This window comes from Streptomyces sp. NPDC055815 (assembly GCF_053616475.1).
In genome coordinates, this window is sequence record NZ_JBSHDU010000002.1 from 18374 (window position 1) to 29135 (window position 10762).

At 74.5% G+C, this 10762-nt stretch carries 9 protein-coding genes; 4 read left to right on the forward strand and 5 right to left on the reverse strand.

What is annotated here, in order from left to right; all coding sequences use genetic code 11:
• Window positions 1–62 precede the first annotated feature (62 nt).
• Complete coding sequence (locus tag ACWGN5_RS01865) at window positions 63–1511, reverse strand: geranylgeranyl reductase family protein (RefSeq protein WP_453510646.1); 1449 nt, start codon at window positions 1509–1511, stop codon at window positions 63–65.
• 162 nt (window positions 1512–1673) lie between these two features.
• Here ACWGN5_RS01865 and ACWGN5_RS01870 point away from each other — a divergent pair, with 162 nt between their 5' ends.
• Both ACWGN5_RS01870 and ACWGN5_RS01875 read left to right on the forward strand, forming a co-directional pair.
• Complete coding sequence (locus ACWGN5_RS01870) at window positions 1674–3038, forward strand: M20/M25/M40 family metallo-hydrolase (protein WP_453510647.1); 1365 nt, start codon at window positions 1674–1676, stop codon at window positions 3036–3038.
• A gap of 84 nt (window positions 3039–3122) precedes the next feature.
• On the forward strand, window positions 3123–3824 hold the full coding sequence (locus ACWGN5_RS01875; RefSeq protein ID WP_453510648.1) for an MBL fold metallo-hydrolase: 702 nt from the start codon (window positions 3123–3125) through the stop codon (window positions 3822–3824).
• A 40-nt stretch (window positions 3825–3864) separates the two neighbouring features.
• Here ACWGN5_RS01875 and ACWGN5_RS01880 read toward each other — a convergent pair whose 3' ends face one another.
• Window positions 3865–4899, reverse strand: coding sequence for an NUDIX domain-containing protein (locus ACWGN5_RS01880; protein ID WP_453510649.1), 1035 nt, complete (start codon window positions 4897–4899; stop codon window positions 3865–3867).
• Between the two features lie 138 nt (window positions 4900–5037).
• On the opposite strand from ACWGN5_RS01880, the gene ACWGN5_RS01885 reads away from it, so the two are divergent.
• Window positions 5038–5217 carry a hypothetical protein gene (locus tag ACWGN5_RS01885; protein ID WP_453510650.1) on the forward strand — a complete coding sequence of 60 codons (180 nt, stop codon included), beginning with the start codon at window positions 5038–5040 and terminating at the stop codon, window positions 5215–5217.
• A gap of 13 nt (window positions 5218–5230) precedes the next feature.
• Here the strand turns inward: ACWGN5_RS01885 and ACWGN5_RS01890 are convergent, their stop codons facing one another.
• The gene (locus ACWGN5_RS01890) at window positions 5231–6187 is read right to left on the reverse strand and encodes an ROK family protein (protein WP_453510651.1); all 957 of its coding nucleotides are present in this window, start codon (window positions 6185–6187) and stop codon (window positions 5231–5233) included.
• A 142-nt stretch (window positions 6188–6329) separates the two neighbouring features.
• Here ACWGN5_RS01890 and ACWGN5_RS01895 point away from each other — a divergent pair, with 142 nt between their 5' ends.
• Window positions 6330–7364: a LacI family DNA-binding transcriptional regulator gene (locus ACWGN5_RS01895; RefSeq protein WP_453510652.1), complete on the forward strand. Its 1035-nt coding sequence runs from the start codon at window positions 6330–6332 to the stop codon at window positions 7362–7364.
• Between the two features lie 10 nt (window positions 7365–7374).
• Here the strand turns inward: ACWGN5_RS01895 and ACWGN5_RS01900 are convergent, their stop codons facing one another.
• Window positions 7375–9261: a serine/threonine-protein kinase gene (locus tag ACWGN5_RS01900; RefSeq protein ID WP_453510653.1), complete on the reverse strand. Its 1887-nt coding sequence runs from the start codon at window positions 9259–9261 to the stop codon at window positions 7375–7377.
• Between the two features lie 71 nt (window positions 9262–9332).
• Window positions 9333–10625 (reverse strand): DUF6986 family protein, encoded by a 1293-nt coding sequence (locus ACWGN5_RS01905; protein WP_453510654.1) that lies wholly within the window; start codon window positions 10623–10625, stop codon window positions 9333–9335.
• Window positions 10626–10762 lie beyond the last annotated feature (137 nt).

The window sequence follows — 10762 nt, forward strand, 5'->3', positions numbered from 1 at the left end:
GCCGAACCGAGCGGATCGGACCGTCAGACCTCTTCCGGGGCCGAACCGAGCGGCCCGGACCGTCAGACCTCTTCCGGGGCCTCCGCACCCTCCACGCCCTCCGGCTCGGCCGCCGCGCGCTCGCGCGCGCTGACGCCCCGCCCCGCGGGACCGACACCGGACGTGGTGTCCATGCGCTTGTCGAGGAGTTCGAGGGCCCGCCGGGCCATGCCGTTCGAGCGGACCATGCCGCCGAGCGAGGCCGCGCCGCGGGTGATGTCGGCGAAGGCGTTCCAGGCCGGCCGCAGTCCCGTGATCGTCGCGTGCAGCAGCCCGGGACGCCGCTCGAAGACGGCGAGCATCCGCCGGCCGACCGCCATCTCGACACCGAGCCCCGCCTTGATGGCGAAGGCGTAGTTCAGCGCCTGGCGCCGCGCGTCGACCGCGTCGTTCGACTCGGCGACCCGCACCGCCCACTCGCCCGCGAGACGGCCCGAGCGGAGCGCGTACGAGATGCCCTCGCGCGTCCACGGCTCCAGGAGACCGGCCGCGTCACCGCAGACCAGGACCCGGCCGCGGGAGAGCGGCGAGTCGTCCGTGCGGCAGCGCGTCAGATGGCCGGAGGAGATCGTGGGCTCGAAGCCGGCGAGGCCGAGCCGGGCGACGAAGTCCTCCATGTACCGCTTGGTGGCGGCGCCCTCGCCGCGCGCCGAGATGACGCCGACGGTCAGCGTGTCCCCCTTGGGGAACACCCAGCCGTAACTGCCGGGCATCGGGCCCCAGTCGATGAGGACGCGCCCCTTCCAGTCCTCCGCCACGGACGGCGGCACGGGAATCTCCGCCTCCAGGCCGAGATCGACCTGGCCGAGCTTCACCCCCACATGGGCCCCTATCCGGCTGGCACTGCCGTCGGCACCGACGACCGCGCGCGCCAGGATCGTCTCCCCGTCGGCGAGGACGACGGCGACCGTCCGCCGGTCCGGCACGGCAGGCCCGTGCTGCTCCACCCGGCTCACCGTCGCACCGGTCCGCAGTTCGGCACCGGCCTTCTGCGCGTGCTCGACGAGCTGCGCGTCGAACTCCGGACGGTTGATGAGCCCGAACAGCATCCGGCGCGAGCGGCGGGTGCGGGCGAAGCGGCCGTCCAGGGAGAAGGTGACCGCGTGCACCCGGTCCTGCAGGGGCAGTTCGAAGCCCGGCGGGAGCGAGTCGCGCGAGGGGCCGATGATGCCGCCGCCACAGGTCTTGTACCGGGGCAGCTCCGACTTCTCCAGGAGCAGCACGCGGCGGCCGGCGACCGCCGCCGCGTAGGCCGCGGACGCGCCGGCCGGTCCGGCGCCGACGACCACGACGTCCCAGACCTCGGCCGACTCCTCGGCCTCCCCGGCCGCCGCCCCGTCCGACGCGACGTCATCCGGGAGGTGCGCCGGCTCCGCGTCCGTACCCCCGGCGGGGCTCCCGGCGGCCTCAGGAGCCGCGCCTGCGGGCTCGGTGTGCTCCGGACCGGCGTTCTCTGCGTGCTCGCTGCTCACGTGTGCTTCTGCTCCTGATCCGACCGGTGGTCTGCTCCTGACGCATCCTACGGCGCGGTAGCCAGAGGCCCGCCCGTAGGATCGACGGTGCGTTCGGCGTACCACGACATACGACGAACGTCGTCCTCACGTCGTAACGTCGCACCCACCAGGAGCGTGCCCATGACCTCGAATCCGATCGCCGAGACCGTCCGGTCACTGATGCCCCGGGCCAAGGCCGAGCTCACGGAGCTGGTGGCCTTCGAGTCGGTGGCGGACGAGGCCGTGGCGCCCCGCAGCGAGTGCGAGGCCGCCGCGAACTGGGTCGCCGACGCCCTGCGCGCCGAGGACTTCCAGGACGTGGCGCTGCTCGACACCCCGGACGGCTCGCAGGCCGTGTACGGCATCCTGCCCGGCCCGGCCGGCGCGCCGACCGTCCTCCTCTACGCGCACTACGACGTGCAGCCGAAGCTGGACGAGTCCGTCTGGCTCTCCCCGCCGTTCGAGCTGACCGAGCGCGACGGCCGCTGGTACGGACGCGGCACCGCCGACTGCAAGGGCGGCTTCATCATGCACCTGCTCGCGCTGCGCGCCCTCAAGGCGAACGGCGGCGTGCCCGTGACGGTCAAGGTCATCGTCGAGGGCTCGGAGGAGCAGGGCACCGGCGGTCTGGAGCGGTACGCGGAGCAGCACCCCGAGCTCCTGACGGCCGACGCCATCGTGATCGGCGACGCGGGCAACTTCCGCGTGGGCCTGCCGACCGTGACCGCGACCCTGCGGGGCATGACGATGATCCGGGTCACGATCGACACCCTGGAGGGCAACCTGCACTCCGGTCAGTTCGGTGGCGCCGCGCCCGACGCGCTGGCCGCGCTCATCCGCGTCCTGGACTCGCTGCGGGGCCCCGACGGCTCCACCGTCATCGACGGCCTCGCGGGCGACCAGGTCTGGGAGGGCCTCCAGTACCCGGAGGAGGACTTCCGCCAGGACGCCAAGGTCCTCTCCGGCGTGTCCCTGCCGGGCGCCGGCACCGTCGCCGACCGGATCTGGGCCCGCCCCGCGGTCACGGTCATCGGCATCGACGCCCACCCGGTCGCTGGCGCGACCCCGTCGGTCCCGAAGTCGGCCCGCGCGCAGATCAGCCTGCGGGTGCCGCCGGGCGAGGACGCGGCCGAGGTCACGAAGCTGCTCTTCGCGCACATCGAGAAGCACACCCCGTGGGACGCCCGGGTCTCCCTGGAGCAGGTCGGCCAGGGCCAGCCGTTCCAGGCGGACACCTCAAGCCCGGCGTACGCGTCGATGGCGGAGGCGATGCGGATCGCGTACCCCGGCGAGGAGATGCAGACGGCGGGCATGGGCGGCTCGATCCCGCTGTGCAACACGCTGGCCTCGCTCTACCCGGAGTCGGAGATCCTCCTCATCGGTCTCAGCGAGCCCGAGGCGCAGATCCACGCGCCGAACGAGTCCGTCTCGCCGGAGGAGCTGGAGCGGCTCTCGGTCGCCGAGGCGCACTTCCTCGTCAACTACGCCCGCTCGAAGCAGGTCTGACGGCCGGTCGGTTCAGCGCTCGGCGAAGCTCGCCGAGAGCGTAGAAGCATACGGCGGACCTGCGCGGATGCGTAGGTTCGCCGTATGGCATCCATCGAACTGACCCGGATCACCCCGCGACTGCACCTGCTCGACTTCTCCATCGGCCAGGCCTATCTGTGGCAGGACGAGGAGGAGCTGACCCTCATCGACGCCGGCTGGGCCGGCACCGCCGACGGCATCGACGCGGCGATACGGGAGGCCGGCCTGGACCCGGAACGGCTGCGCCGGATCGTGCTGACCCACTGTCACCGGGACCACGTGGGCTCGGCCCAGGAGCTGGCCGACCGGCACGGGGCCGAGATCCTCGCCCACCCGCTCGACGCACCGGTGATCCGGGGCGAGGCCCCGGTACCGGAGCCCGACCTCCTGGACTGGGAGCGCCCGATCTTCGCGCACGGCCTCACCACGCCGGAGGCGCCGCCGACCCGCGTCGACCGGGAGGTCGAGGACGGCGAGGAGCTCGGCTTCGGCGACGGGGCCGTGGTGCTGCACGCCCCGGGCCACACCCCCGGCTCGATCGCCGTCCATCTGCCGCGCCACGGCGTGCTGTTCGCCGGGGACACGGTGGCCTCGGTGCCGGACGTGATGTTCGGCGTCTTCCACGTCGACCGCGCCCTCGCCCTGGACTCGATGCGGACCCTCGCGAAGCTCGCCCCCACGGTGCTGTGCTGCGGGCACGGGGCCCCGGTGACCACGGACACGGCACAGCGACTGACGGCGGCGGCCGCGGAGGCCCAGGCGTAGGCCCAGGCGTTGGCGTCGGCGTCGGCGTTGGCGTTGGCGGTCAGCCCACCGGGACTCCCGCCTCCAGGTTGAGGACCGTGCCGCGTTCGCGGGCGCGCAGCGCCCAGCGGAGGCGGCGGTAGCGGACGGGGGGCAGCAGCTCCTCGGCCTCCTCCTCGGTGACGAACCGCCAGCCGCGGAGTTCGGCGCCGGGGAGGTGGAGCCGCTCGGCGTCGGCGGTACGGAGCGTGCCGCCGTCGAAGAGCAGCCGGAGCCCACCGTAGCCGGGGGGCTGCGGGCGCTCCCAGTCGACGAGCAACAGCCGGGGTACGGCGTCGAGTTCCAGGCCTATCTCCTCGGCCACCTCGCGCATGCCGGCCCGGGCCGGGGCTTCGCCGGGCTCGACGACGCCGCCGGGGAACTCCCAGCCGGGCTTGTAGGTGGGGTCGACGAGCAGGAAGCGGTCCTGCTCGTCGAAGAGCAGGACGCCGGCGGCGAGGGTCTCGCCGGTCGGCTCGGGCGTCTGGACGATGCCGCAGGGCGCGGCGTGCCCGGCCCCGACCGCGTCGGCGACGGCCCGGGCGGCCTCGGCCGCGGTGAGTGCCGAGGTGTCGAGCGTGAACGCGTCGGCGGCGAGCCAGTCGAGGGCGGCGCGGTACGGCGGCAGGTGCTGGTGACACCACTCCCGTACGCGTGCGTCGACCTCGGGGTCGCCGTACTCGGCGCGGCCGTCGATCCGCTCCCGCAGGATCGTTTCCTCCGGGGCGAGCAGCACATGGCGCACCTCGATCCTGCGGGCGGCGAGACCTCCGAAGATCTCGTCCCGGTACTCCTGGCGGAGCAGGGTCATCGGGACGACGAGAACGCCGCCGACCTCGGCGAGCAGGGCGGCGGCGGTGTCGACGACCAGGCGGCGCCAGATCGGCAGGTCCTGGTAGTCCTCGACCTCGGCGAGCCGCTTGGCCGGCAGGAGCCGGCGCAGCCCCCCGCCGGTGAGCTCGGGGTCGTACAGGGTGCTGTTCGGGATCAGATCGACCAGCTCGCGCGCGGTGCTGGACTTTCCCGCACCGAACGTACCGTTGATCCAGACGATCACGTTTTCCCCCTCTTCGATAGCCCCCAGTGGCTTGCCCGCAACACCCTGCCACGGAAACCACGAACACATGTCTCGGCATGTGCGTGACACTTCCGGGCGGCCGTCGTTGAGAACGGCAAGCACGAGGGGGTGCGGAGAATGAGTCGTAGGGTTCTCGAACGGTTTCCGGCCGGCGGCCCGCGGGGCAGCTGGCCGGCGGAGGAGTTCGCCGGCGCGCGGCGCGACGAAGGGGTGCCGGCCCGGGTCGTGATGGACCTGGAGTCCGACGCGTTCCTGGTGATCGTCGAGCAGCGGGCGCCCGAGCGGGTGCGGGAGTGAGCGCAGGGCCGGGTCAGCCCGTGCTGCCCGCGCCCGTGTGCAGGGCCGCCGCGGCGGCTCCGAGGAGGCCCGCGTCCGTGCCCGTGACCGCCGGGACGACCGTCAGGTCCCGGACGAAGGAGAGCGTGGCGTAGGCGCGGAGGCTGCGCCGGAGCGGGGCGAAGAGGACCTCACCGGCGCCCGCCACCCCGCCGCCGACGACCGCGATGTCGATCTCGACGAGGGTGGCGGTGGCGGCGATGCCCGCCGCGAGCGCCTGGGCGGCTCGTGCGAACGCGGCGACGGCGATCGGGTCCCCGGCGTGCGCGGCGGCGGCCACGGCGGCCGCGGAGACGTCTCCGTCGGGCCCGGGCCGCCAGCCGTTCTCCACGGCACGGCGGGCCAGGTGCGGGCCGGCGGCGATGCGCTCGACGCAGCCGCGTCCGCCGCACGCGCAGGGATCGCCGTCCAGGTCCACCGGGATGTGACCGATGTGACCGGCGTTGCCGGTGGGTCCGGGGTGGACCCGGCCGCCGAGGACGAGCCCGCCGCCGACGCCGGTGGAGACCACGAGGCAGAGGGCGTCGGCGTGGCCGCGGGCCGCCCCGAGCCAGTGCTCGGCCGCCGTCATGGCGACGCCGTCGCCGACGAGGGTGACCGGCCGGCCGGCCGTGGCCCGGCGGACCCGCTCGACGAGCGGATAGTCGCGCCAGCCGGGCACGTTCACCGGGCTGACGGTCCCCCGCGAGGCGTCGACCGGACCCGCGCTGCCGATGCCGACGGCCCCGGCGGACTCCCACTGCGGCGAGGCCGCGAGGTCGGCGAGGACCGCCTCGACCGCCGCCATCACCGTCTCGCCGTCCTCACGCGCGGGCGTGGGCCGTCGCGAGCGGACACGGATGCGGCCCTCGCCGTCGACCAGGGCGCCGGCGATCTTGGTGCCCCCGATGTCGAGGGCGGCGACGAGGCCCGTGGCGGGTTCGGTGGGCATGGGTGTCGAGGCTCCAGTCGGCGGCCGGGAGGCGGGAAGTCGTTCCGTACAGTCTCCACGGTCTTTCCCGGGATGACAACGTTGTCCAGGCTCTATGCTCGAACCGAGATCGACTCGTCACGCTTGGGAGGAACCACAGATCGTGGCCGACAACGCCCGCCGCACCGAGCCCCGCTACGGCAATCGGCCCACGATGAAGGACGTCGCCGCCCGGGCGGGCGTCGGCCTCAAGACGGTGTCCCGGGTGGTCAACGGCGAACCGGGCGTCACCCCGGACACCGAGCGCCGGGTCCGGGAGGCCATCGAGGCGCTCGGCTTCCGCCGCAACGACAGCGCGCGGGTCCTGCGCAAGGGCCGGACGGCGACCGTCGGGCTCGTACTGGAGGACCTGGCCGACCCCTTCTACGGGCCGCTCAGCCGGGCGGTCGAGGAGGTCGCGCGGGCGCACGGGGCCCTGCTGTTCAACGGCTCGAGCGCCGAGGACCCGGACCGGGAGCAGGAGTTGGCGCTCGCTCTCTGCGCGCGCCGGGTCGACGGTCTCATCGTCATCCCCGCCGGCGACGACCACCGGTATCTGGAGCCCGAGATGCGGGCCGGTGTCGCCACGGTCTTCGTCGACCGGCCCGCCGGGCGGATCGACGCCGACGCCGTCCTCTCCGACAGCTTCGGCGGTTCACGCGCGGGCGTGGCCCATCTGATCGCGCACGGCCACCGCCGGATCGGCTTCATCGGCGACCGTCCCGGCATCCACACGGCGGCCGAGCGGCTGCGCGGCTACCGCGCGGCGATGGAGGACGCGGGCCTCCCGGTCCGGGACGCCTGGGTCTCCCTCGGCTCCACCGACCCGGAGCGGGTCAACACGGCGGTACGGGAGATGCTGGCGGCCGCCGAACCCGTGACGGCCCTGTTCTCGGGGAACAACCGGGTCACCGTCACCGTGGTGCGGGCCCTCGCCCGGCACGGGCGGCCGGTCGCCCTGGTCGGCTTCGACGACATCGAACTGGCCGACCTGCTCGGCGTCACCGTCGTCGCCCAGGACGCCGCCGCCCTCGGCCGGACCGCGGCCGAGCGCCTCTTCCGGCGCCTCGACGGGGCGGACGAGGCACCCGAGCGGCTGGTGCTCGGCACGACGCTGCTCGCCCGTGGATCGGGCGAGATCGCGCCACCGGCCGTCTGAGGCCCTTCGCTCAGCAGATCCGCAGGCCCGCCACGGGACCGCCGCCCGCACCGCCCGACAGGTGGAGCACGCTCAGGTAGACGTTGGTGTTGCCGCTGTCGTCGTCGGTGCGGGCGAACCAGCGGCTGGTGCTTCCGCCATAGGTCTCGGTCCGGTCGAGGTCGACCTGGCAGGAGAAGGAGTGCGGGCCCGCGCCGACCGTTCCCATCTCGCCGCCGTCGTACCGGGTCGTGGTGGCGCTCCTGACGACCTGGCAGGTCGCGGAGGAGCCGGAGGCGGCGCAGCCGGAGGCCGCCGGCGGGGCCTCGGTGGTGGGCGCGGCGGTGGTGCCGCCGCCGGAGGTCGTGGTGGTCCCGCCGCTGGTACCGGCCTCTCCGCCGGGCTTGGTCGTGGCCGTCGTCCCGCCTCCGCCGCCCGCCCCCGAGGCGGTGCCCGAACCGGCGCCGCCCGCCGTCGAACCGCCCGCCGCCGAGCCCGGATCCGAGCCGTCCGTGCCGGGACCGGCGGTCGCCGGCGCTCCGCCGGCCACCGCGCCCGACTCCCGGCCGGAGGGGGTGGGGCCGGCGGAGGGGGTCGCGGTGCCGCCCGGCTGCCCGGAAGGCGCGGCGCTGTTCCCCGGGTCCAGGACACGGCCGGGCTCGCCCCCGGCGGCGCCGTCCTGGTCCCCGTCCTGCTGGGTGTCGCCCGCGGCCCGCGCGCCGCCGCCGTGGTCCATGAGGGCGTACGTGATGCCCCCTCCGGCCAGGAGGACGGCGGCCACGGCGGCGGCGACCAGCGCGTTGCCCCGGCGCGGCTTCGTCCCGGCGCGCCGGGCGGCTCGCGTCGCCGCGCGTCCGCCGGTGCCCGCGTCGAGCTGGACGGGCGGCACGGGGAGGGCCGGACCGAAGGCCCCGGCGGGCGGCGGGGTCGGCGGGGTGCTCGCGGCCGCTCCCGCGTACGGGTTCGGCTCCACGGGAGTCCCGTACGGCAGCGGCGAGGGCGTGCCCACCGCGGGCGGTGCCTGAGGGGTCGTTTCCTCAGCGGTCGTCTCCTCAGCGGCCCCTTCCGGTGCCGGTTCCGGCGCCGTCCGTCCCACCTCCGCGAGCAGGCGCGCCGCCTCGCGTGCGCTCGGCCGGGAGGCGGGGTCCTTGTCCAGGAGGCGGAGGAGGACCGGCGCGAGGGGGCCGGCGCGGCGTGGCTCCGGGAGGGGCTCGGTGACGATGGCGGCGAGGGTCGACCAGGTCGACGTACGGCGGAAGGGCGAGGCGCCCTCGACCGCCGCGTACAGGGTCGCTCCCACCGCCCAGACGTCCGACGCGGGCCCGGGGTCCTGCCCTTGGGCCCGCTCGGGGGCGAGGAAGTCGAGGGAGCCGACGATCTCGCCGCTGCGGGTGAGGTGGGTGGCGGAGCCGTCGCCGGGGTCCTCCATGGTGGCGATGCCGAAGTCGGTGAGGACGATGCGGCCCGACGTGTCGAGCAGGATGTTGCCGGGCTTCACGTCGCGGTGGAGGACGCCGACGTCGTGCGCGGCGGCCAGCGCCTCCAGGACGTGGGCGCCGATGCGGGCGGCCTCGGCGGGGTCGATCGTGCCGCGCTCGCCGAGGACGCCGTCGAGGGAGGGCCCCTCGACGAGCTCCATGACGATGACCGGCCGTCCCTCGTGCTCGGTGACGTCGTGGACGGCCACGACTCCGGGGTGGCGGACGCGGGCGGCGGCGCGGGCCTCGCGGGTCATCCGCAGGCGCAGGTCGGCCAGTTCGGGCGCGGCCGCGTCCGAGTACGTACGGAGTTCCTTGACGGCCACCTCGCGGCCCAGGACCTCGTCGACGGCCCGCCAGACGACGCCCATGCCTCCGCGCCCGAGCTGCCGCACGATTCTGTAGCGGCCCGCGAGCCGCCCGTTCTCCCCCGATGACACCGCTGCCCCGTCCCCCGGTCGATCATGTGAACTCGACCAGGGTACGGGGCAGTTGGCGGAAAAGTGACCGTTTAGCGATCAGTGGTGGCGGTGAGGTCGCCTCGGCGGGGTGCGGCGAAGCGGTCGAGGTCGGCGCGGGTCATGCCGGTGAGGGCGTCGACCTCGGCGCTGTCGAGGGCGCCGCACTGCAGGCCGCGCAGCAGGTAGGAGGAGAGGGCCTTGGCGGTGGCGGGCTCGTCCATGACGTCGCCGCCGGCGTGGTTGGCGTAGGCGGAGAGGCGCTTGGCGGCGGTCTCGAAGCCCTCGCGGTAGAAGGCGAAGACGGCGGCGTAGCGGGTGGGGATGTGGCCGGGATGCATGTCCCAGCCCTGGTAGTAGGCGCGGGCGAGGGCGCGGCGGGTGAGGCCGTAGTGCAGGCGCCAGGCCTCGTGGACGTGCTCGGTGCTGCCGACGGGCAGGACGTTGGTGGAGCCGTCGGAGACGCGGACGCCGGTGCCGGCGGCGGCGACCTGCATGATCGCCTTGGCGTGGTCGGCGGCCGGGTGGTCGCTGGCCTGATAGGCGGCGGAGACGCCGAGGCAGGCGCTGTAGTCGAAGGTGCCGTAGTGGAGGCCGGTGGCGCGGCCCTCGGCGGCGTCGATCATGCGGGCGACGGCGGCGGTGCCGTCGGCGGCGAGGATGGACTGGCTGGTCTCGATCTGGATCTCGAAGCCGAGGCGGCCGGCGTCGAGGCCGTGGGCCTTCTCGAAGGCCTCCAGGAGGCGGACGAAGGCGGAGACCTGCTCGGGGTAGGTGACCTTGGGGAGGGTGAGGACGAGGCCGTCGGGGAGGCCGCCGTTCTCCAGGAGGCCGGTGAGGAAGATGTCGGTGGTGCGGATGCCGCGGTCGCGTACGGCGGCCTCCATGCACTTCATCCGGATGCCCATGTACGGGGCGGCGGTGCCGGAGGCGTACGCCTCGTTGATCAGCCGGGCGGCGCGGGCGGCGTCCTGGTCCTCGTCCGTGCCCGCGTAGCCGTCCTCGAAGTCGACCCGGAGGTCCTCGATGGGCTCGCGCTCCAGCTTGGCCCGTACGCGGCCGTAGACGTCCTCGGCGAGCTCGTCGGAGAGGCCGAGGACGGCGGCGAAGGAGGCGGCGTCGGGGGCGTGCTCGTCGAGGGCGGCGAGTGCCTGGTCACCCCAGGAGCGGATGGTGCCGGCGTCGAAGACGTTGCCGGGGACGTAGACGGTGTGGACGGGCTGGCGGGTGCCGGGGTCTCCCGGGTAGCGCCGGTCGAGCTCGGCGTCCACCGCTGCGAGGGAGGCGCTGATGCCCTCGCTGACCGCGCCGGCGAGGCTCGTCGACACCTTCTCCTGCTGACCCATCCTGCATCCTCCTGTTTTCCGCTTCACGGAATCAACAATCCGTATAGCGAAGTTAATAGGCGCCGGGACCTGCGTCAATGGTTGTCCGAAACGGCCGGGGGGGGGGGGGGGGCGCCCGCCCCCGCGCGGCCCCCCGC

What these genes read in the sequence shown, in the direction of transcription:
- ACWGN5_RS01890 (WP_453510651.1), bottom strand. Translation starts at nt 6,187, where the DNA reads ATGCCCACCGAACCCGCCACGGGCCTCGTCGCCGCCCTCGACATCGGG.
- ACWGN5_RS01875 (WP_453510648.1), top strand. Translation starts at nt 3,123, where the DNA reads ATGGCATCCATCGAACTGACCCGGATCACCCCGCGACTGCACCTGCTC.
- ACWGN5_RS01885 (WP_453510650.1), top strand. Translation starts at nt 5,038, where the DNA reads ATGAGTCGTAGGGTTCTCGAACGGTTTCCGGCCGGCGGCCCGCGGGGC.
- ACWGN5_RS01905 (WP_453510654.1), bottom strand. Translation starts at nt 10,625, where the DNA reads ATGGGTCAGCAGGAGAAGGTGTCGACGAGCCTCGCCGGCGCGGTCAGC.
- ACWGN5_RS01870 (WP_453510647.1), top strand. Translation starts at nt 1,674, where the DNA reads ATGACCTCGAATCCGATCGCCGAGACCGTCCGGTCACTGATGCCCCGG.